The sequence below is a fragment of the Candidatus Pelagibacter sp. Uisw_094 genome (assembly GCF_047729535.1).
GTDB lineage: Bacteria > Pseudomonadota > Alphaproteobacteria > Pelagibacterales > Pelagibacteraceae > Pelagibacter.
In genome coordinates this window covers 227,557-249,785 of the sequence record NZ_CP159823.1, presented here as the reverse complement: position 1 = coordinate 249,785, position 22,229 = coordinate 227,557, and the positions used below count along the sequence as shown (strand labels likewise).

The 22,229-nt window shown below is 30.6% G+C and carries 24 protein-coding genes and 1 pseudogene; 8 read left to right on the top strand and 17 right to left on the bottom strand.

Annotated elements, in window-relative coordinates; all coding sequences use genetic code 11:
- Positions 1-11 precede the first annotated feature (11 nt).
- The 5 genes from recA to ABXT72_RS01300 form a co-directional block, all read right to left on the bottom strand.
- The gene (recA, locus tag ABXT72_RS01320) at positions 12-1,163 is read right to left on the bottom strand and encodes a recombinase RecA (protein WP_415278547.1); all 1,152 of its coding nucleotides are present in this window, start codon (positions 1,161-1,163) and stop codon (positions 12-14) included.
- A gap of 103 nt (positions 1,164-1,266) precedes the next feature.
- Positions 1,267-2,562, bottom strand: coding sequence for a TolC family protein (locus tag ABXT72_RS01315; protein WP_415278546.1), 1,296 nt, complete (start codon positions 2,560-2,562; stop codon positions 1,267-1,269).
- Positions 2,562-3,488: a uridine kinase gene (locus ABXT72_RS01310; protein ID WP_415278544.1), complete on the bottom strand. Its 927-nt coding sequence runs from the start codon at positions 3,486-3,488 to the stop codon at positions 2,562-2,564. The genes ABXT72_RS01315 and ABXT72_RS01310 overlap by 1 nt, the downstream gene beginning before the upstream one ends.
- Positions 3,489-3,494: 6 nt before the next feature.
- On the bottom strand, positions 3,495-3,857 hold the full coding sequence (locus ABXT72_RS01305; RefSeq protein WP_415278543.1) for a GFA family protein: 363 nt from the start codon (positions 3,855-3,857) through the stop codon (positions 3,495-3,497).
- Positions 3,858-3,870: 13 nt separating this feature from the next.
- The gene (locus ABXT72_RS01300) at positions 3,871-4,428 is read right to left on the bottom strand and encodes an SOUL family heme-binding protein (protein WP_415278541.1); all 558 of its coding nucleotides are present in this window, start codon (positions 4,426-4,428) and stop codon (positions 3,871-3,873) included.
- Positions 4,429-4,593: 165 nt separating this feature from the next.
- Between ABXT72_RS01300 and ABXT72_RS01295 the strand changes: the two genes are divergently transcribed.
- Entirely contained in the window at positions 4,594-4,989 is a 396-nt protein-coding gene (locus ABXT72_RS01295; RefSeq protein WP_415278539.1) for a LexA family protein, read from the top strand.
- A complete protein-coding gene (locus ABXT72_RS01290) occupies positions 4,967-6,247 on the top strand; it encodes a Y-family DNA polymerase (protein WP_415278537.1) in 1,281 nt (426 codons plus the stop codon). The genes ABXT72_RS01295 and ABXT72_RS01290 overlap by 23 nt, the downstream gene beginning before the upstream one ends.
- Here ABXT72_RS01290 and ABXT72_RS01285 read toward each other — a convergent pair.
- Both ABXT72_RS01285 and ABXT72_RS01280 read right to left on the bottom strand, forming a co-directional pair.
- The gene (locus ABXT72_RS01285; protein WP_415278536.1) at positions 6,244-7,113 is read right to left on the bottom strand and encodes a glycosyltransferase; all 870 of its coding nucleotides are present in this window, start codon (positions 7,111-7,113) and stop codon (positions 6,244-6,246) included. The genes ABXT72_RS01290 and ABXT72_RS01285 overlap by 4 nt on opposite strands.
- Positions 7,110-8,432 (bottom strand): glycosyltransferase family 39 protein, encoded by a 1,323-nt coding sequence (locus ABXT72_RS01280; protein ID WP_415278535.1) that lies wholly within the window; start codon positions 8,430-8,432, stop codon positions 7,110-7,112. The genes ABXT72_RS01285 and ABXT72_RS01280 overlap by 4 nt, the downstream gene beginning before the upstream one ends.
- Before the next feature lie 78 nt (positions 8,433-8,510).
- Here ABXT72_RS01280 and ABXT72_RS01275 point away from each other — a divergent pair, with 78 nt between their 5' ends.
- On the top strand, positions 8,511-9,053 hold the full coding sequence (locus ABXT72_RS01275; RefSeq protein WP_415278534.1) for a TraR/DksA family transcriptional regulator: 543 nt from the start codon (positions 8,511-8,513) through the stop codon (positions 9,051-9,053).
- A gap of 16 nt (positions 9,054-9,069) precedes the next feature.
- Here ABXT72_RS01275 and ehuA read toward each other — a convergent pair whose 3' ends face one another.
- From ehuA to ABXT72_RS01250, 5 genes and pseudogenes are all read right to left on the bottom strand, one after another.
- Positions 9,070-9,858 carry an ectoine/hydroxyectoine ABC transporter ATP-binding protein EhuA gene (ehuA, locus tag ABXT72_RS01270; protein ID WP_415278533.1) on the bottom strand — a complete coding sequence of 263 codons (789 nt, stop codon included), beginning with the start codon at positions 9,856-9,858 and terminating at the stop codon, positions 9,070-9,072.
- Positions 9,859-10,536 (bottom strand): ectoine/hydroxyectoine ABC transporter permease subunit EhuD, encoded by a 678-nt coding sequence (gene ehuD, locus ABXT72_RS01265; RefSeq protein ID WP_415278532.1) that lies wholly within the window; start codon positions 10,534-10,536, stop codon positions 9,859-9,861.
- A gap of 1 nt (position 10,537) precedes the next feature.
- Positions 10,538-11,209: an ectoine/hydroxyectoine ABC transporter permease subunit EhuC gene (gene ehuC, locus ABXT72_RS01260; RefSeq protein WP_415278531.1), complete on the bottom strand. Its 672-nt coding sequence runs from the start codon at positions 11,207-11,209 to the stop codon at positions 10,538-10,540.
- An 80-nt stretch (positions 11,210-11,289) separates the two neighbouring features.
- Complete coding sequence (locus ABXT72_RS01255; RefSeq protein ID WP_415278530.1) at positions 11,290-12,141, bottom strand: transporter substrate-binding domain-containing protein; 852 nt, start codon at positions 12,139-12,141, stop codon at positions 11,290-11,292.
- Between the two features lie 106 nt (positions 12,142-12,247).
- Positions 12,248-12,583: pseudogene (locus ABXT72_RS01250) on the bottom strand (MOSC domain-containing protein); the annotation flags it as partial.
- 470 nt (positions 12,584-13,053) lie between these two features.
- Here ABXT72_RS01250 and ABXT72_RS01245 point away from each other — a divergent pair.
- Positions 13,054-13,731 (top strand): phytanoyl-CoA dioxygenase family protein, encoded by a 678-nt coding sequence (locus ABXT72_RS01245; protein WP_415278529.1) that lies wholly within the window; start codon positions 13,054-13,056, stop codon positions 13,729-13,731.
- Here ABXT72_RS01245 and ABXT72_RS01240 read toward each other — a convergent pair.
- The 4 genes from ABXT72_RS01240 to ABXT72_RS01225 form a co-directional block, all read right to left on the bottom strand.
- On the bottom strand, positions 13,708-14,325 hold the full coding sequence (locus tag ABXT72_RS01240) for a glutathione S-transferase family protein (RefSeq protein ID WP_415278528.1): 618 nt from the start codon (positions 14,323-14,325) through the stop codon (positions 13,708-13,710). The genes ABXT72_RS01245 and ABXT72_RS01240 overlap by 24 nt on opposite strands.
- A complete protein-coding gene (locus tag ABXT72_RS01235; RefSeq protein ID WP_415278527.1) occupies positions 14,322-15,338 on the bottom strand; it encodes an NAD(P)/FAD-dependent oxidoreductase in 1,017 nt (338 codons plus the stop codon). The genes ABXT72_RS01240 and ABXT72_RS01235 overlap by 4 nt, the downstream gene beginning before the upstream one ends.
- Positions 15,339-15,659 carry a 2Fe-2S iron-sulfur cluster-binding protein gene (locus tag ABXT72_RS01230; RefSeq protein WP_271492689.1) on the bottom strand — a complete coding sequence of 107 codons (321 nt, stop codon included), beginning with the start codon at positions 15,657-15,659 and terminating at the stop codon, positions 15,339-15,341.
- An 81-nt stretch (positions 15,660-15,740) separates the two neighbouring features.
- Positions 15,741-16,511, bottom strand: a complete 771-nt coding sequence (locus ABXT72_RS01225) for a bacteriorhodopsin-like (protein ID WP_271492687.1) — start codon at positions 16,509-16,511, stop codon at positions 15,741-15,743.
- Positions 16,512-16,726: 215 nt separating this feature from the next.
- On the opposite strand from ABXT72_RS01225, the gene ABXT72_RS01220 reads away from it, so the two are divergent.
- Positions 16,727-18,622 (top strand): propionyl-CoA synthetase, encoded by a 1,896-nt coding sequence (locus tag ABXT72_RS01220; RefSeq protein WP_415278526.1) that lies wholly within the window; start codon positions 16,727-16,729, stop codon positions 18,620-18,622.
- Positions 18,622-18,954 (top strand): DMT family transporter, encoded by a 333-nt coding sequence (locus ABXT72_RS01215; RefSeq protein WP_415278525.1) that lies wholly within the window; start codon positions 18,622-18,624, stop codon positions 18,952-18,954. Before ABXT72_RS01220 ends, ABXT72_RS01215 begins: the two co-directional genes overlap by 1 nt.
- On the opposite strand, the gene ABXT72_RS01210 is transcribed toward ABXT72_RS01215, so the two are convergent.
- Positions 18,951-20,255: a dihydroorotase gene (locus ABXT72_RS01210; protein ID WP_415278524.1), complete on the bottom strand. Its 1,305-nt coding sequence runs from the start codon at positions 20,253-20,255 to the stop codon at positions 18,951-18,953. The two genes, ABXT72_RS01215 and ABXT72_RS01210, sit on opposite strands and share 4 nt — an antisense overlap.
- Before the next feature lie 49 nt (positions 20,256-20,304).
- Between ABXT72_RS01210 and ABXT72_RS01205 the strand changes: the two genes are divergently transcribed.
- Positions 20,305-21,186 (top strand): YgfZ/GcvT domain-containing protein, encoded by an 882-nt coding sequence (locus ABXT72_RS01205; protein ID WP_415278523.1) that lies wholly within the window; start codon positions 20,305-20,307, stop codon positions 21,184-21,186.
- Between the two features lie 50 nt (positions 21,187-21,236).
- Positions 21,237-22,226, top strand: a complete 990-nt coding sequence (gene nadA, locus ABXT72_RS01200) for a quinolinate synthase NadA (protein ID WP_415278522.1) — start codon at positions 21,237-21,239, stop codon at positions 22,224-22,226.
- Positions 22,227-22,229 lie beyond the last annotated feature (3 nt).

The following is a 22,229-nucleotide window of genomic DNA, read 5'->3' as shown; positions in this document are numbered from 1 at the left end:
GATGACTTTAACTAATTCTTTTTAGATGGAGGTGTTACTTCTTCTTTTATTTCCACTTTAGGATCCTCTATTTGATCTTTTGCTGCTTTTTCTGGATCAAGAGGGTTACCTTCAATTTTTTTTGCTATCACTCCAGCTTTTTCCCTGATTGCCATTTCAATTTCTGCTGCAATTTTAGGATTTTGCTCTAAATAAGTTTTAGCATTTTCTCTTCCTTGTCCAATTTTTTCACCTTTATAAGCATACCAAGCTCCAGCTTTTTCAACAATGTCAGCTTTTGCACCAAGGTCAACTAATTCACCTACTTTACTAATACCTTTGCCGTACATTAGGTCAAATTCAACAACTTTAAATGGTGGTGCTACTTTATTTTTAACCACTTTAACTCTTGTTGAGTTACCAATAATTTCATCCCCATTTTTAATGGCACCAATTCTTCTGATATCCAATCTAACAGATGAATAGAATTTAAGTGCATTTCCACCAGATGTAGTTTCTGGACTTCCAAACATAACTCCAATTTTCATTCTAATTTGGTTAATAAAAATCATCATTGTATTTGTGCTTGAGATTGAGCCTGTTAACTTTCTTAAAGCTTGACTCATTAATCTTGATTGAAGTCCTACGTGGTGATCTCCCATTTCTCCTTCAATTTCAGCCCTAGGTGTTAGTGCTGCAACAGAGTCAATTACTATAACAGAAATTGATCCTGATTTAACTAGAGTATCAGCTATTTCCAGAGCTTGCTCACCAGTATCAGGTTGTGAAATTAATAATTCTTCAGTATCTACGCCAAGCTTTTTTGCATAAATTGGATCTAAAGCATGTTCTGCATCTATAAACGCACACGTTCCTCCAGCTTTTTGAGCCTCTGCTAGTACCTGTAATGCTAAGGTTGTTTTACCAGATGATTCTGGTCCATAGACTTCAATAACTCTTCCTTTTGGTAAGCCACCTATTCCAAGCGCTACATCTAAGCTTAATGATCCAGTTGAAACTGACTCGATGTCCATTGCTCTTCTTTGGCCAAGTTTCATTACTGATCCTTTTCCAAAATTATCGATAATTTGGGCCATTGCCGCGTCTAAAGCTTTGCTTTTTTCGTTGCCTTCTGCTTGTTGTGCTTTTGTAGATTTAACTACTTTTAAGTTATTTTTAGTCATTTTATGCCTTTTTATTAAATAATTAGTGTTCGAATCGTGTATTAAATGTACACATTTTGTTCTTTTTTTCAATAGTTATTTTTTTTATAATAAAATGGCTTAATTACTGTATTTTTAAGTAATTACTATTCAACAAACCAATAGCTTGAAGAAGTTTAAATTGTGAAAGTAAATAATTTCTTTCAGAATCTGCTAAGCTTATCTTTGAGCTTAGTAAAATTGAGTTTGATTGAATAACATCAAGTGTAGATCTTCCAAGACCAGTTTCATATTCAACTGTTATTCCTTCATTGGCAATCTCAGCTGCTTTAACTTGAGAGTTAACTGAATTTAATAAACTTTTTGAAGACTGAAGTGTGGACCATGAGATTGCTACATTGCTGTTATTAGTTTTTGTAGCACTGCTTAATAATAGTTTTTTTCTATTTTGTAAATTTCGACTTTTGTTTAATGAAGCTCTATTTTTCCCACCTGAATATATTGGCCAAGTAACAGTTGCTTTTAAAATATTTTTATCACGCTCGTCATATGATGAGCTCAAATCTTGAGATTTAGAATTCTCATAAGAAAGTTTTGCAGAAGGTGACAAATCAGATCGTGAAATAAGCACATCTTTTTCTGATTGTTCATATTCTAATTTTGCAATAATTAATTCTGGATTGTATGTTTTTGATTTATCTATTGCATCACTCAAATTATTTGGAAGCATAAGCTTAATATCAAAATTATTGTTTAAGCTATTTATATTTACAATTGGTCCAATGACATTTTCATAATTTAACTTACTAGATATGATTTCGTTTTTAGATTGAATAAAATTTGCTTGGGCTCCAGCTAATGAAGACTCAGATTGAGCTAAATCAGATAAAGTAATTTGACCTCTTTCAAGTCTGGCTTTATTAGTTTCAACTTGTCGCTCTAACAAACTAAGATTACTTTGATTAATCTTTAATTTTTTATTAGCTAATATTAATCCTGAATATGCTTCAATCGCTTTTAATAAAACTTCTTGTTCTTTTTTTAATAATTTTGCTACTGCAAGCCTAATTCCAATTTGATTTTTTTGAACATCAGCATTTCTTCCAAAGTCTATCAATGTTTGTTCAATTTTTATAGATTGAGTAGAAGGATCAACATCATTAACTGACTGCTCAACACCTGATCTATTGGTCAATTTACTTGTGTCTTCTTGACTTTTGCTTCCAGAAATTGTGACAGTGGGTAAGTAGTTACCTTTTGAAATTCTTAAATCTTCTTCAGAAATATTAATATTTTCTCTCTCAGCATTTAAGTCAGTATTATTTTTATAAGCTTCTGTAAGTGCTTCAAATAAAGTTACTGCTAATACCTGTTGATTTAAAAACAAAACTGAGAATAGTATTAAAATTATTTTTTTCATTATTTTTTAAATTTTATCTTTTCGATCTGATGATTTCTATTTAAATTCATTATAACTGATGAGCTTTTTATCGCATCTTTAAACATTTGTTGAGTTATTCTTTGATAAGTCTGCATAAAGTTTATCACATCTCCACTGCTCATAATCTTTAAGTTTTTCTTGTTTTTTGTTTGAACCCAGAGCTTTCTCTCCTGTTTTAATCTCCATTCTCTTAATAAGCTAAAGTTTTTAGCCTTTAAATATAAAAATCCATCTAATTGCTTGAATAAGGTTTTGTATTTAGTTTTTAATTGATTGTTAACATAGGTTCTCCATTTAGCTCCTTGATCATAAACTTTTTCAAGGGAATTAATTGGCTTTTTAAGCTGACTGTTTAACTGAGGTCTTGCTCCAACACACCAGCCTTCAAAAATTACTACATCAGGCTTTGTTTTGATTTTATACCATAAACTCTTTCGGCACCTATCATCTATTGCTTTATTAAATGTTGGAATTTGTAAACTTTTAAAGTTTCTATCTTTAATTTGTTTAAAAAAATTTAACATTAAATCTATATCATGAGTTCCAGGCACTCCTCTCGTCATTAATAAAGAGTGTTTATTTTTAGATAATGATTTTCTGTCTTTTCTTGTTTTATAAAAATCATCAATAGAAACTTTAAAAACATTTAACTTAAAATATTTTTTTAAAATTAAAGTTAAAATTGATGAGACGGTTGTTTTGCCTGACCCTTGTCCTCCTGCTAAACCAATTATTAATGGTTTTTTTTTATTAATCTTTTTTACTATCCAAAAACTAACAGGGATCAAAAAAAATTTAATCATCTTATCTTTGTTTTTAAATTTATCTTTCTTGGTTTCTTGAGAGGAAATAAATTTAAAACAATCTTTTTTTACTTTTTTAAAACAATCATTAATTTCTTGCATAAAAAATTATCTTTTATCAAGAGGATGGTTTTGACCATCGTTGACTGCAACATTTTTTAATTCAAAAGTATTTATTTCATCTACACACCCAAGATTAAATCCTGTCATAGCTGGATTGGCTCTTGGATTGTGATGCGTATAAATTCCACAATTAGAACAAAAATAATGTTTTGCGATTTTTGAATGAAATTGATAAAGCGTTAACTTATCTTCACCTTTAATAATTTTAAAATCTTCATTCTTAACCATAGACATAATTGCTCCTTTTCTCTTACAAATAGAACAATTACATTTTAAAACTTTTTCCAAGTTATCAGGTACATTTATTTCTGCTTCTACTTCTCCACAATGGCATTTTAGTTTTTTCATCTATATTTCTCCTTTATTTTTTTATATTAATTTCAAACATTACTTCATTTCTTCTACGCATAGGTAGTGTGAAAGGTCCATCATAGGTTGCTTTAATAGGTGGACTCAAAATTAATATATTATCCTTTTTTAATTCATTTTCTAAAATACTTTTATGTTTAATGAAATTTTTATCAGATGCTCTTCCTGAATATATAATGGCTGCATAATAACCACCTTTAATATTTAATATTTTAACATCTGGATTGGATGGGCTCGGTATGTTTTCTTTATTAAATCTTGAAGGTAAATAAAATTGCATGGTCATATTTCCTTTTTTTTCCATTTGGGTAACTGGTGTTGTCATCTTAATCTCTTCATTATCCTCGTTATTACCAGAGATATAATTAAATAATTTTCTAAAACTACTACCTTGATTTGATATATCTGTTTCAATAGCTAAACGATCAGAATATTTTCTGATTTCATAAATTTCATTTTTTTTCACTACTTCGTAATTTGCTTCTTCATAAGCCATACCTTTAGAGGTTATAATTAAACCAAGAATTATAATCGATAGAATTTTTTTCATTTTAATATGAGGATTAAACTATCTATGGTTGAAGTTATCCACAAGAGTACAAAATGTAGTTTCAATGTTCACGTTTTGATTCACCTTTGATTCAGTTACAGACTCAAAATACAACTTCTTGCGTGTATTGTATAACTGTTCTATAAATAAGAACAAAACAAGAACATGAAATTAACTATTCCCTTTTATCTACATAAAGCAGGCGCAGGTTTTCCTTCTCCTGCAACAGATTACATCGAAGAAGATGTGGATCTTAACATTCATCTGATCAAAAATGTTCCAGCAACTTTCATTATCAGGGTTCAAGGAAAATCAATGACCGATGTTGGTATTTATGATGGTGACCTATTAGTTGTTGATAGAAGTTTAAAACCTAAAAATTTTTCAACAGTTGTTGCAAATGTTCATGATGAATTAGTTGTTAAAAGTTTTGTTAAATCGAAGGATGGTCAATTTTTGACATCAGGTTCAAAAAATATCGAAGATAAAATAATTATTGGTGATGAAATGGAAGTATTTATTTGGGGAGTTGTGACTTATGTCATCCATTCAACGTACTAAGAAAATAGCGTTAGTAGATTGCAATTCATTTTATGTTTCTTGTGAAAGATTATTTAATCCTAAAATTAGAAATAAACCTGTCGTTGTTTTGTCTAATAATGATGGCTGTATTATTGCAAGATCAAATGAAGCAAAGTTTCTTGGTATTAAAATGGGAGAACCTTATTTTAAAGCTAAAGATACAATACTTAGAAATAAAGTTTATGTTTTTTCTTCAAACTATTCCTTATATGGAGATCTATCTAGAAGAGTAATGAGAACTTTAAAAAGATTCAATCCTGAATTAGAAATATATTCAGTAGATGAGGCTTTTTTAGATTTAAGTAATTATCCTGATGATGAAGTTGAAGATGTTGGAAAAGAAATTAGAAGTATTGTTTTACAATGGACAGGCATACCAACAAGTATTGGTATTGCAAAAACAAAAACTCTTAGCAAGATTGCAAATCATATAGCAAAGAAAAAACAATCTGGTGTAACAAACTTAATAGGAATTGAAAATATTGATCCATTACTAGAAAAAATAGATATAAATGATGTATGGGGAGTTGGTAAGCAACTTACAAAATTTTATCATCAAAATGGAATTTACAATGCTAAACAGTTAAAAAATATGTCAAACACTTGGATTAAAAAAAGTTCTAATGTTTTAAGTTCTAGGACAGCGTTAGAACTTAGAGGGGTTTCTTGTATTCCACTAGAAACTAAAACTACAAAAAGAAAAAGTTGTGTAGTGTCAAGGTCATTTGGTACAAGAGTTGAAAAATTTCAAGAACTCCAAGAAGCAGTAGCAAGTTATTGTTTAAATGCTTCTGAAAAAATTAGATCAGAATCTTTAATTGCAAAATCAATAACAGTTTCTGTTAGAACAAGCCCCTTTCAAAATAGAGGCGTATATTATTCAAATGCTAAAACTATAGATTTTCCAATAGCTACTAATAATAGTATTGAAATAGTTAAAACTGCTTTAGTTGCATTAAATAAGATCTTTATAAATGGATATAGGTATCAAAAAGCAGGCATAACATTGACTGGTTTGGTTAGTTCAAGTGACAGTAAAAATCTATTTTCCACTGAAAAAGATGAAAAAATTAAAGGCTTAATGAGAGCTATTGATAGTACAAATTATAGATATGGCCGATCAACACTAAGCTTGGCTAGTGCAGGAGTTAACAAAAAGTGGAGTATGAGGAGAGATCACTCTTCAAAGATAGATACGGCTAACTTTCATTCACTACCAATAATAAAAGCTATTTAAAGCTGATCTACGCTACTAATGTTTTCTAAAGAGTTTTCAAATTCTAGAATATTTTCTCTCTGAGAAAGTATAATTACTGAAATCATCATAATAATAACTCCTATAACGGGCAATAATGTAATCAATGATAGATTGCCAGCAACTAGAAATAAGTAAGCAATTAAAAAAAATATAGATCTAATTAATAATGTTATTTTAAAAACAGCTATGATTGATAGTGAATGTTTTAATAGGTTAATAAAACTCATTTTCGATGGCCCAAAAAATCTTTTACCCCTTATTGAAGGGACAGACTTTATATCTTTAAATAATTTAGCAACAGTACCTGAAAAACTGCTCCATGCTGACTTTTCTTTTATTATCTTATTAACTGCAGATTTAGGCAAACAAATAAAATTACCAAATTTAATAGACTGTCCTGTAAAAACAAAAGTTAAAGATTTGTGTAAAAAGTAACAAAATTTAAAGAAAAACCCTTCAGATCTTTTTACTCTATTGGCTGTAACGACTTTATCAGGATAATCATTTGTCTTATCAATAAGTAAGGTTATTTCTTCAACTCTATCCTCACCATCTCCATCCATTGGAATTATATAATCATAATCCTCATGTTCAGTAATATATCTTAAGCCAGATGCATTACATCTAGCATGTCCCTTATTTTTTTTCATGTTGATTATTTTAATAGACTTAAGATTGCTGAAATTAAAGTCATTAATGGGTCTTTCTTCAGTAGAACAGTCGTTTACAATTATAACTGAAAATTCATGGTTTAAATCATTAACATGCAAGTCTATATCTTCTAAAAGTTTAAAAGCTGACTTCCAATCATTATATATAGGGATTAAAATTTTTATTTTATTCATCTATTTCCTACACAAATATTATCAATGCAAATAAATTTTGATAATGAATTAAGTTTTTCCTTTGTAATCAACCCTTCCCAAACTGGTCTAGAATTGAGGTGATATGATAAATTACCAGCATACCATTCGTCGCCAAGGACAACGTTTATTGGCAATGTGTGATTCTGCTTCCATAAGTATTCAGTTTTAATTGCTATTTCCTTGCCCAAATAATCTGTTCTTTTATCTGTTTCTGTAATTGAAATATAGGCATACACAAAAGGTGAAAAAATAAAAAAAATTATAAACGCTGATAAGAACCCATTTAACTTTTTAAGATTTATTTGTGCTTGAAAAATATAGACAATTAATACACCAAAAAATAAATAAAATGGGGTCATCCACATTGTTCTTATTTTAGATCCTGTCAACATTGAGGTTAAGAACATTAATCCAATTGGAACTAGATTAATAAATATTAAGAATAATAATTTCTTATCTTTTAAAGACACTTTAAACTTAACTTTTTTTATTAAAAAAAATGACATTATAAAAAATGGAATTAATATTCCTATTTGTTTGCCTAAAAATATTAAAGGGTAAGTTATATGATCTAATAAACTTGAATTCTCCAGACCTGTTCTGGCTAACCCATACGTAATTGTAATATAATCGTTATTAGCTAACCAAATTAAATGAGGAATTAACAAAACAATAAAGACCTCCAGAGATATTAGGTGTTTGAAATCAAATTTTTTATATTTCTTTATAAAAATTATATAAAAAAATAATAAGTCTATTGATATTAAAAGATAAATAAAAAGATATTTTGATAGAAAACCTAACGCTGCAAAAGCTCCAAACCAAAAACAATCCTTGAAAGTTATTGTCTGTTTATCAAATAGTTTCCAAGAATAATAAACGCACAACGACCAAAAAGGTAATTGGCAAACATTCACATTAAACTCAGGTGTTGTAAAATTATAGAAATAAATACCCTCTAAAAGAAGTACCGATATTAAACTTAAAGTTTTATTTTTAAATAGTTCTTCAGCAAATTTAAAAACAATAATAAATGCAGTTACTACAAACAATTGACTTAATAAATAATAAGCCCAATCCTGTGATCCAAAAAGTTGGTAAATAACTTCAGAAAAAAATGCACTTGCTGGTGGATGTTTATTAAATCCCCAATCTAAATTACCTCCCCAAGCTAAGGCTTCAATTGTATCCAGTGGTAAATTATTATTTGTTAATGTTGGAACCAATGTCCATAGAATCAAATGAATTATAAGAAAACTATAAAACAATTTGTTTATATTGTTTTTATTGATTAACATTTCATCGATTTTATATGAATTAAGCTTGCTTGACACGTATTAATTGCTGAATATAATCCGCCCACTAAATTTATACATATGCCTAAAATCTCAAAACCATCTACTAAAAAACCAACCGCTAAAGCAAAAAAAGTTGCTGTTGCAATCAAAAAACCTACTAAAGTAATAAAAAAGATTAGTGCCACTGAAAACAAAGTAAAGGCACCAATTAAAATTTCAAAAACATATATCCCAAAAGATACTGAAAAATATATGTGTGACAAACACTTATCCTTTTTTAAGATAAAACTTACAGAATGGAAAAAAGAATTAGTAAAAGCAAATAATGAAGCTCTTTACCATGGCTCCATGGATGACAATAGTGTTTCAGCAGATATTGTGGATCAAGCAAGCTCCTACACAGACAAAAATGTAGAAATGAAAGCAATTAATAGGCAAATTAAATTAATTTCTAAAATTGATCAAGCCTTGATAAGAATAAAAGATAAAACTTTTGGATTTTGTGCAGAAACTGCTGAGCCAATTGGATTAAAAAGGTTAATGGCAAGACCCGTCGCACATCTTTGTATCGCAGCTCAAGAAAAGCACGAAAAAGAAGAAAAAGTATACGCTGACGATTAAGATTTAAATATAATGCTTAATTAGCATCAAGCACTGCATGCAAAAATTGTTTAGTTCTTTCATTTTGTGGATTGTCAAATAATTGTTCTGGAGGTCCCTGTTCAAATATTTTACCTTCATTAAAAAAACATACTCTATCTGATATTTCTCTAGCAAAACCCATCTGGTGGGTAACCATAATCATAGTAAGATCATGTTCTTTATTCAAAGATCTAATTACATTTAAAACTTCACCGACAACTTCTGGATCTAATGCAGATGTAATTTCATCTAAAAGCATAACCTTTGGTCTCATTGCTAGAGCTCTTGCTATTGCAACTCGTTGCTGTTGACCACCTGATAATCTTGAAGGATGCTCATCTTTTTTATCTGAAAGTCCTACTAAATCTAGTAAATCTAAAGCTCTCTCTTCAGCTTCTTCTTTTTTCATACCCAGCACTTCTACTGGTGCCTCAATACAATTTTGTAGAGCAGTCATATGAGGAAAAAGATTAAATTGCTGAAAGACCATTCCTATTTTTGATCGTCTTTCTCTTAAATATTTTTCATTAGCAATAACTAGCTTCCCTTCTTTATCAGGCATATGAGTTAAGGATTCATTTTCTAAATAAATTACTCCCTTGTCAATTTTTTCTAAAGTCATCAAGGCTCTTAATACAGTTGTTTTACCTGAGCCAGATGGGCCTATAATTGAAACCATTTCATTCTTTTTAATTTCCAAATTAAGTTTATCTAAAACAACTAAATCACCATATTGTTTTGTAACATCAGAAAATTTTACCAAAACATCATCTGAATTATTCATTTAGTTTTTTACCTTTCCTTGTGCCTTGTTGACTGTTCTTTCTAATTTTCTAATACCCATTGCTGCAGGTATAGATAAAATTAAGAAAATAATTCCAACCATAGTATATGGTTCTAAATAACGATAATGATACCCACCTACTGCTGTTGCTGCATGAAATAATTCTGCAACTCCGATAGTTGATAATAATGGTGTATCTTTAAAAATTCCTACTAAATAATTTCCCATTCCTGGAATTGCTATGGGAAAAGCTTGGGGAAAAATTATTCTTTTATAGGTATATATTGTGGAAAAATTTAATGCCCTACATGCTTCCCACTGAGATTTGGGAACTCCCTCTAATGCTCCTCTATAAACCTCTGAAAGATATGTTCCAAAATGAAGCCCTATAGTTATCATTGCTGACACCCAAGCAGATAAAACTATGCCAAATTGAGGTCCAACAAAATATACAAAAAATAATTGGATAAGAAGTGGAGTTGAACGAATAAATTCGACTATTTCTCTAACTATTATGTTTATAAATTTATAAGGTGTTCGTTGACCTATTAAAAATAACATACCTACCACGACTGCTATTGCATAACCTATTCCAGCAGCCATTATAGTATTTAAGGTTGCCCATAGCATTTTAGGCAATATTTGATAAGCAAAATCCCATTTCCATTCTGCATCCATATTATATTTTCTCCTTTCCTACTTTTCTTGCAGCTAGAACCTCTAACCAACGTAAAAAAGGAACAAGAAAAAATCTTGATATAATATAATATATTATAAGTGCGGTTCCAAAACATTGCGCAGATAACCATGTAATAGAATTAATTTGTTTTGCTTCAAATGTTAAATCAACAACAGTTACTAGTGCAACTAGTGCAGTAGCTTTTAAAAGTTCTACAGTCAAGTTTGCTGCAGGTGGAAGTATAACTGGAAAAATTTGCGGTATAATAATTTTTCTCATTCTTTTTGCTGGACTAAAGTTTAAAGCATAAGCTCCTTCCCATTGACCTTTTGGTACTGCTATTATTCCACCTCTTACTATTTCAGCACCATAAGCACCAAAATTCATTCCTATGGCTACAACACCTGATGTGAACGCTTCAAGAGACATGCCAAAAAAAGGTAGAACGTAGTAAACCCAAAATAATTGAACCATTAAAGAGGTTCCTCTAAAAAATTCTATATAAATAGTTGCAGCACCTTGAATGACTGAATTATTTGACACTCTCATTAACCCAAAAATTATAGAAATTATTACATAGAGAATAGTAGCACAAATTAATACCTTAATTGTAGTAACTGTACCCAGTAATAAAGTAGATCCGTGTTCAGCTAAGAATGAAAAATAACTCACTTTTAAAACCTTTAATTAAATTTAAAAAAAAATCAGGCGACTTTTATTCATCGCCTGATTAAATTAATCTATTACTAATATTACTTAGTTGAACAAGCCCACTCCGTACTCATTGAAGGAGGTGGTAGTTGAGCTTTATCATAACCATACTCACCAGCTCTCTCTAGCATTTTTGCTGGGTTAGCCATAACTTTTGCTAAAGCTGCATTGAAGTTATCTCTAAATTCAACATCGCTTTTTCTAAAGCCAATACCAACTACGTTTAAAGTTTCTTTAGGCATTAATTTAGGGTCAGTCACTTCAAACATACCGTTACTTTTTGCTTCATGTTCTTTTGCACCAAAGAATGTTTGTACAGCAACATCAGCTCTTCCAGCTTTCATTGCAGCAAGAATTCCAACTTCACCTTCAACTAACATCATTTGACTTTCAGGAACACCATACTTTTTAGCAGCTTCAACAGTGTTAAATCCAGCACCGGTTACAAGTTTTGCACCAGTTCTAACAACGTCTGCATAATTATTAATTCCTTGAGGATTTCCTTTTGGAACCATCATGGCATCGCCAAAAACACCAATAGGATCAGAAAAGTTCATGTTTGCACATCTACTTTTTAGAATATACATACCACCAGTAACCATATCTGAACGATTTGCATTTAATCCAGGTATTAATCCAGACCATTCAAAAACTTTAGTTTCAGTTTGATCTTCTGTAATTCCCATTTCTTCAAGAACTGTTAAAGCTATCATATTAACAAATCCTAAAGCTTGACCGTTATCTCCCGCATAAGCCCATGGCACTGCAGTTCCAAACCCAAGTCTTAACTTGTCACCACCTTTTAATTTACTAGTCAACGTTTCAGCGCTAACTGCAGTAATACTAAAAAGAATTACAAGAAAGACTCCTATTGATTTTAAAAATCTATTCATTTTTTTTCCTCTATTTAAGTTTATTTTAATAATTAAAACAAAATTGAAGTTGTTTGTACACCAAAAAAATAGATGCAACTTAAAGTTGCTTAATAAAATATTTATATTAATTGATTATCTGAACTTTATCACTTAATTTAATTTCACCATCATCAAGTGCAGTCAAATAAATTCCCATTTCAAAATGATTATAAGTTTTTTTTAATGACTGAAGTAAATTTAAAGAATTGTCATCTGTGTTTGGTTTTAGATTAATTGCAACACATCTTGGTATGTTTTTTTCAACTTTAAAAGAAACACCATTAATTTCAACAATTTTTCCGATCCATTCTCGTTCTTTCCATGGTTCAACTCCTTCAATATGAATGTTGCCTCTAAATCTTTGAACCTCAATTTTTTGATTAATTTTATTCTCGAAATCCTCAATACTATTATTATTTAAAAGAGATACCGAATGAGTAAAACTGTTTTATTTGATATCGATGTATCAAAAAAAGGAAGTCTTTATTTTTCATTAATACTATTGGTTTTTTAAGAGAATTTTCCAATTCTAGTATTTTATTTGAAAGTAAATCATATTCATTCATTTCATTTACATTAATTGTTAAAATTTTCTCAGTTTTAAAAGTTAATGTTAATTTATTTTCATCAAATTAAAAATTATACTTATTCAATACTGGAGAGTTTTTTAGAGTTAAAATTTTATTCCATTTTCCTCTTCTTTCTTCAGGATTTTTTTCAAATAGCTTTACTTGTTCTAAATCTAAACCTTTAGCAAATGCAAAAATTCTATCTCCTATAATTCCAAAATTTTTTTTAATTACACATTATCGATAGTTTGAAATGATATGGATTTAACTGGACAAAAATTTATTGAAGAAATAGTTACACTCATATAATATTTTAAATAATATGTCTAAATTGTCTTCAAATCAACTTCAAGAGTATAACAATAATGGTTATGTCGCTCCAATAGAAGTCTTAACTAAAGATCAAGCATTTGAGATAAGAAAAGAAATAGAAAATATTGAAACTAAATGGCCTAATGAACTGAAAGGTGCTGGAAGAAATTATGTGCATATGATTTCTCCCATACTTGATGAAGTTTGCCATAACTCAAAAATGCTAGATGCTGTTGAGAGTATAATTGGAAAAAATATTCTTATCTGTGGAACAACTTTATTTATTAAAGACCCCTATGAAAAAGGATTTGTAAGTTTTCATCAAGACGCAACATATATTGGGCTGGAGCCACATAATTGGGTAACTGCTTGGTTAGCAATAACTGATGCTAACGAAGAAAATGGCTGTATGAGAATGTGGTCTGGTTCACATAAAGATAACATTAGGCATCATGAACAAAAATATGATGCGGGTAACTTACTAACAAGAGGTCAAACTGTAGAAAATGTTCCCTTAGATAAAACAACACCTTTGGTTTTAAAAGCAGGGCAAATGTCATTACATCATCCGACTATAGTTCATGGTTCGGGATTAAATAAAAGTAAAGATAGAAGAATTGGCTTTGTTGTTCAAAGCTATATTGGCAGTAATGTAAATCAAGTTTTAGGTAAAATGTATGTTTTTTAATAAATCATACCCTCTAATAACAGCTTCTCTTTTTGCAATATCTAAATACCATCTAGTTAAGTTACTGTAATTCCTAAGACCAATGTCATGCCATTCATGCCTTGCTATCCACGGCCAAGTTGCGATATCTGCAATTGTGTATTCATTTCCAGCTAAGTATTTTGATGAAGATAATCTCTCATCTAGTTCGCTATAAATTCTTTTTGTAATTTTAAAATATCTTTCTTCTCCAAATTCACTTTTTCCAGCATTGTAATGATGAAACTGATGATGTTGTCCAATCATTGGTCCTATAATTCCCATCTGCGCCATCAACCATTGGTTTATGGTATGCCTATCTTTTGCTTCATAAAATTTGTTATGTTTTTCAGCTAAATATATAAGTATTGCACCAGACTCGAATAATGACTGTCCATTTTCATGATCTGTAATTACTGGTATCTTTCCAAATGGGCTTATTTTTTTAAAATCTTTTTTAAATTGCTCATCTTTTGAAAAATCAATTTTGGTAACTTTAAAATCACAACCTATTTCTTCTAACATTATTGTAATTTTTTTTCCATTTGGAGTATCTGCTGTAAATAGCTCTATCACTCTTTAACACCCAGTCTGCTTTTTACTGTCTTAGAGGAAGTGGTAAACTCAAATCTGTATTTTTCATCTGGTTTAGCGTATTTAAAACAACCTCTAGCAGCTAATGCTCCCTCATGAAAACCTGAAAGAATTAATTTAAGTTTTCCAGGATAGGTGCAAATATCACCAATTGCAAAAATACCTTCTTTATTGGTTTCAAAATTTTCTGTATTAACAGGTATTGTTTTCTTATCTAAATTTAATCCCCATTCAGCAATTGGTCCAAGTTGCATTATTAATCCAAAAAAGCCCAAAACATAATCAGTTTTAATTTCTTTTATACTCTCATCATCATGCTTGATGTTAATACTTTCAACTTTTTCATTACCGCTAACTGAACCTAATTGGTATTTATTATGAACTTCTATCTTACCTTCATCTTTTAATTGGTTAACTTTATCAATACTTGCTTGCATTCCTCTAAATTCATCTCTTCTGTGCACTAATATAACTTTAGATGTATTTGAGAGTTCTATCGCCCAATCTAATGCTGAGTCTCCTCCACCAAAAATGGTAACTGTTTTATCTTTAAAAATTTTTTTGTCTTTAATTGAATAAAGTATTTGTTTTCCTTCATACTTTTCAATTTCTTTTGTTGAGAATTTTCTTGGCTCAAAAGATCCTACACCAGCTGCAATAATTATACTTGATGCTTCAAATTCAGTTCCTTTATTGGTCTTTATTAACCATTTTTTTTCAACTTTTTTAATTTCTTGTACTCGCTCATTTAAATGAAAATTTGTTTTGAATGCTTTAATCTGTTCAATTAAATTGTTGGTTAACTCTTCTCCAGTGCATTCTGGAACAGCAGGAATATCATAAATAGGTTTATCAGGATAAAGCTCAATGCACTGTCCACCTATTTTATCTAAGTTATCAACTACTTCACATTTTAATCCGATTATTCCTAATTGATGAACACAAAATAATCCAACTGGCCCTGCGCCTATTATTAAAGTATCTGTTTTAATCATTTAACCTTGTTTTGATGGAATGCTAACCGTTAGTCCATCTAGTTCATCAGAAACTAATAGCTGACAACTTAATCTACTAAATTTATTAGGTTCAAAAGCCATATCTAACATATCTTCTTCACCATCTTCTTTTTTTGGAAGTTTATTAAACCATTCTTCTTTGACATAAACGTGGCAAGTAGCACAAGCCATTCCACCTCCACAATCGGCATCAATCCCAGGAATATCGTTTTGAACAGCACCCTCCATTACACTCAACCCATTAGAAACTTCTATAGTATGAGACTTTCCATTATTTTCAATGTAGGTAATTTTAGGCATTGAACTATATATAATTACATAAAAAAAAAGGGCAAGTACACAAAATGTACTCGCCCTTTTTAAATTATTTAGGTTTACTAATTACTTAGCTTTTCTACCACCTGATTGCATTGCTGCAGCCCAAATGATTAGACCAAATGCAGTTTTGTTTAGCAAGTCAGCTATGTTGTAAATCACGTTTAGTGAGTCAGCATCTACACCACCTGTTAGGTAACCAAATACGTAACCTAATGGGTAAATTGCCCAACCAACTGTAACGATCATTCTCATTGCACCAAATGCAGTAACAAGAGCTTTGTTTCCACTTTTTGCTGCAGCTTTTCCTGCTTCACCAGAGAATACTTCATAAAGAATGTAGAACCATCCAGCCATACCGATTACAAAACCAAGTGTAGCGTTAATGTATCCTGCTTCTCCTAAGTATCCACCTACAAGCATCACAACTGTTCCAATTAACAATCTCCAGAATATTCCAGAATTTGCTTTTCCTACAGCTGCTAGAATTAGGTAAAATTCTATCATCAGTAATGGTACAGTGATTAACCAGTCAATATATCTGTAAACAGTTGGTGACTCACCAGTTGTTACCCATACATCTCTCATGTACATGTAATGGATGAATGCAATACCAGTAACTAGACCAGCTACAATTATTGATGTTCTCCAACCTGCTGCAACATTTCCTGCTTCTAAGAAAAAGAAAGCAGTAGACGCTAACATCACCATTGTTACTAGCCAGAATGAAATCCCAACGAAGTCGTCAGAAGCCAACATGGCAGTTTCTGCGTTTGCTACACCTGAAGCACCCATTAGGGCTACAGCTGTAAGAGCAAACAATTTTAGTTTTTTCATAAAAAACTCCCTCTTTTGTTAGTTTTTAACTTTTAGTTTATATAAACTAGACTTAAACAAACGCTTAAGTCATGTTGAAGGTTAACTATCAAAGTTATCTAGTTTTTAGAAGGCTTAATTACATCTAATTTGTATTGATTTTACTTACTTTTTAAATTTTAATACAATTTTTAATTTAATAAGCTTAAAAAACTAACAAAATAGAATCAATTAATATGTCAAAAAAATTTAATGATATTTACCAAAATTCTCTAAAAAATCCTGAAAATTTTTGGCAAGAGGTATCTAATGATATTTTTTGGTTTAAAAAACCTACTAAGATTTTAAATAAGTCTAACCCACCCTTTTATAAATGGTTTGAAGATGGTGTTACTAACACTTGCTACAATGCTTTAGACATTCATATCGATCAAGGCAGAGGTGACAAGCTAGCCTTAATCTATGACAGCCCAATAACTGGCAACAAAAAGCAGTTTACCTACAAAGAATTAAAAGAAAAAGTTTCAAAATTTGCGGGAGCACTAAGAAATCAAGGAGTCGACAAAGGTGATAGGGTTATAATCTATATGCCCATGATTCCAGAGGCGGTTATAGCTATGTTAGCATGTGGGAGAATTGGAGCAATTCACTCTGTGGTGTTTGGGGGATTTGCTTCTAATGAACTTGCTAGCAGAATTGATGATAGTAAAGCAAAAGTAATAGTTACAGCTTCATGTGGCTTTGAGCCTGGAAAAACTGTTGAGTACAAACCATTGGTTGATGCAGCAATTAAGATGGCTTCTCATAAAATTGATAAAATGATCTTATTCCAAAGAATAGATCATACGGTTGAGCTTAATGCTCCAAAAGAAATCAGTTGGGGTGAAGCACTTTCAAATGCGAAAGAAGTAGATTGTGTTGAAATGAATTCAAATGATTTAGCTTATATTTTATATACATCAGGAACCACAGGAGTTCCTAAAGGAATAGTTAGGGATATTGGAGGTCATATAGTTGCTCTTAAATGGACTATGAAAAACATTTACAATATTGATGCTGATGATGTTTGGTGGTCAGCAAGTGATATTGGATGGATTGTTGGACACTCTTATATTGTTTATGCACCTTTATTTAAGGGTTGCACTACAGTATTATTTGAAGGAAAGCCCGTTGGTACTCCTGATGCTGGTGCTTTTTGGAAAATAATTTCAGACTATAAGGTAAAATCCCTTTTTACTGCACCAACTGCTTTTAGGGCTATTAAAAAAGAAGACCCTGAGGGTAAGTTTTTTTCTAAATATGATTTAAGTAAATTTGAGTCATTGTTTTTAGCTGGTGAAAGAGCTGACCCAGATACCATTAAATGGGCAGAAAATTTATTAAAAGTTCCAGTAATTGACCATTGGTGGCAAACTGAAACAAGTTGGGCAATTAGCTCTAATTGTACAGGAATTGAAATGATGAAAACAAAATATGGTTCAGCCTGTAAGGCAGTGCCTGGGTATGATGTTCAAATCATGAAGCCAGATCAAACTTTAGCAAAACCTAATGAAATGGGAGATATAGTTGTGAAATTACCTTTACCTCCTGGAACTTTTCCAACCTTATGGAATGCAGATAAAAGATACAAAGATAATTATATGACTAATTATGAAGGTTACTATGAAACGTATGATGCAGGGCATATTGATGAAGATGGATATATTTGGATTATGTCTAGAACAGATGACATTATTAATGTTGCAGGCCACAGATTATCAACAGGTGCAATGGAAGAAGTTTTATCAGAACATCAGTCAGTAGCTGAGTGTGCAGTATTAGGAATTGCTGATAAATTAAAAGGGCAATTACCAATTGGCCTAGTCGTTCTTAAGACAGGTGTTAAAAAAGATAACGAAACTATTTCAAAAGAATGCATAAAAATGGTTAGAGATACTATTGGACCAGTAGCAGCATTTAAAACTGTAATTGTTATCAAGAGATTACCAAAAACTAGATCTGGCAAAATATTAAGAGGAACTATTAGAAAAATTGCTGATAATGAAGAGTATAAAGTACCAGCAACTATTGATGATCCCACTATCTTAACTGAGATAAAAGAAGACTTAATTAAACATAATATTCTTAAGTAGTGATTAAAACATATCTAATTTTAATAGTTGCAATTTTTTTTGAAGTAGGTGGAACGATGTTGTTGCCTGTTTCACAAAATTTTACAAAAATTATCCCAACCACTACTCTCGCAGTTTTTTATTTGTTATCTTTCTATCTTATAACTTTTGTTGTTGATAAAATTCCAATCGCAATTGTTTATGCAACATGGAGTGGTCTTGGAGTATTTACAGTTGCAATATTAGGATATGCTTTCTTTAAACAATCATTGTCTTGGCAGGCTGTATTAGGATTATTCTTTATTGTTTTTGGAGTTGTGCTTGTAAACAGCTTTTCTATAAAAACTATTTAAAATTTTAATGGCTTACCCTCAGGATCACCTAAAATTTTACCATCCCTCATCTTAACTTGACCATTAATGATTGTTGATACTGGTGTGCCTTTAAATTCATATCCATCAAAAGGTGACCAACCACATTTACTTTCAATATTTTCATTTTTAATTATAATTTTTTTATTCATATCTACGATTGTGAAATCAGCATCAAAACCCTCTTTAATAAAACCTTTATCTTGTATCCCAAAAATTTTAACTGGGTTTTCACATATAGAATTCATTAATTGTTCTAAACTTAATTTTCCATCATTAACATGGTTTAACATAACTGGTAAAAGTGTTTGAACACCAGGCATGCCAGATGGTGAATTTGGATAATTTTTTTCTTTATTCTTTCTTAAGTGTGGAGCATGATCAGAACCAATTGTATCATTAAGATTATTTTTTACTCCGTACCACAATCTATCATAATGAGACTTGTCTCTTAAAGGTGGATTCATTTGAGCATAAGTTCCAAGTTTATCATAACAATCTGGAGCGTAGATTGTTAAATGTTGAGGGGTAATCTCAAATGTTATGTTACCTTTGTGTTGTGATAAAAAGTCAATCTCTTCTTTCGTAGTAATATGAAGAATATGGGCTTTTTTCTTATATCGCTCAGCAATTCTAACTATTCTTCTAGTAGATGAGATTGCACATTCAGCACTTCTCCAAATTGGGTGTGAATGAACATCTCCTTCTTTAATCAATTTTTTATTAATATTTAAAATTGCTTCATCCTCAGAATGTACTGCAACAACTTTAGAACTGCTTTTAAATACTTTTTCAATATCCTCTTCCTCAGCAACTAAAAGGTTTCCAGTTGACGATCCAGCAAACAGTTTAATTCCACAACAACCCTCTAAATTTACCAAATCTGCTAATTCACTTGCGTTATCAGCTGTTGCTCCAAAATAAAATGCATAATTGCAATACATTCTATTTTTAGCTAAATCTAATTTTTTTTGAAATTCTACCTTGGTAGATGTTGGTGGATTAGTGTTTGGCATCTCAAACACACTTGTTATGCCACCTACTATTGCAGCCCTACTTCCTGAGTGTAAATCTTCTGTATCTGTTGACCCAGGCTCTCTAAAATGAGTTTGTGTATCAATGCACCCTGGTAAAACTGTTAACCCTTTAGCATCAAAAGTCTCTTTCGCTTCACTGTCAATTTTGCCAATTTTTATAATTTTACCGTCTTTAATTCCTATATCTTGACCTTTAAGATCTTTATCTATGTAGCATGAGCCATTTTTAATTATTAGATCTAACATTTATGAAAAAAGTAATTATATCATATTCAGGTATCAATCAATTATGAATATGCAAAAAGTATATATTTTAGAAGATAGAGGAATTCTCTACATAAATGGAGCAGATGCTAATGAATTTTTACAAAATATGATTAGTAATGACATTAATAAGGTCAATGAAGACAATAGTTGTTTTGCATCACTACTAACTCCACAAGGAAAATTTCTATTTGCTTTTATTGTTGTAAAACATAAATCTGGTTATTTCATAGATTGTGAAAAATCTCAAACAGAGGCTCTATTTAAGCAACTGAGCATCTACAAGCTTAGAGCTAAAGTTGAAATTATGAATTTAAGCAATGAATTTGTAATTGCAGCATTTAGTCGTGAAAAGTTTTTAAAATTTGAAGGTGCCAAGGATCAACCTGGAAACACAACAAAATATAGGGAGGACCCTATTTTATTAGATCCAAGAAATAAAGACCTAGGTGCAAGGCTTATTATTAATTTAGAAAAACTTTACCTATCTTTAAAAAAATTAGAGCTAAAAGACTCCCCAATTACTGAATATTACGAATTAAGTCATGAACTAGGAATTGCTCAAAAAGAAATGAATAAATTACAAAATAAATTATTTGGAATTGAATGTAATTTTGAGGAGCTAAATGGAATAGATTTTAAAAAGGGTTGCTATGTTGGTCAAGAAAATACAGCCAGAATAAAACTAAAGAATAAACTTTCTAAAAGATTATTAGCTATACAATTAATTAGTGGAAAATTAACTGAGGGTGCCTCAATTTATGCTAATGATATTGAAATAGGTAAAGTATTGATTAATGATGAATATCCCTTTGCATTAATCAAATATCTAGATGAAAACTTTAAAAAAGACAGTGAATTAAAAAGTGAAAATTCAATTTTGAGAATAAAAATGCCAAATTGGATACGGTAGTGTGGCATAATAAGGAATGACAAGTATTAACCTAATTGATAAGTTTTGACATGGAATTTACACCAGAAGTAAGAATAGCAACTGATCCTATTTATCAAAAAATCTCAAAGGTTATGCCTGAGATTGAGTGGTCAGTTCATGCTCCTTATATTCATAGAATTAATCAATTAAAAAAAGAAAAAAATGCAATTATACTTGCTCATAATTATCAAACTCCAGAAATTTATCACGGTATTGCAGATGTTGCAGCAGACTCGTTAGCTCTTGCAATTGAGGCTTCAAAAACTGAGGCTGATATTATTGTAATGGCAGGAGTTCACTTCATGGCCGAAACATCTAAGTTAATGAGTCCTGAAAAAAGAGTTTTACTTCCTGATATGACTGCTGGTTGCTCTTTATCATCGTCAATCACAGGTAAAGATGTAAGATTGTTAAAGAAAAAATATCCAGGGGTACCTGTTGTCTCATATGTGAATACTTCTGCAGATGTCAAAGCTGAAACAGATATTTGTTGCACATCTGCAAATGCAGTTAAAATTGTAGAATCTCTTGGTGTTAAAAAAGTTATTTTTTTACCCGATGAATACTTAGCAAAATATGTTGCTTCCCAAACTGAAGTTGAAATTATTGCTTGGAAAGGTATTTGTATGGTTCATGACCAGTTCACTGAAAAAGAAATACATGATATTAGAGCAAAAAATCCTGGTATTAAAATAATAGCTCATCCAGAATGTCCACCTGACGTAATTAAAGCAAGTGACTTTGCTGGATCAACTGGTGGGATGATTAAATATGTTAAGGACAATCAACCTAAAAAAGTTATGATGGTTACTGAATGTTCAATGAGTGATAATATTCAAGTAGAAAACCCAAATGTAGAATTTATTAGACCGTGTAATCTTTGTCCTCATATGAAAAAAATTACATTGCCAAAAATTTTAGATTGCCTAGAAAATGAAACTGGTGAAATCATAATGGATAAAGAGACAATAGAAAAAGCAAGAATTCCTGTTGAGAGAATGGTTGCGATCGGCAGATAATAA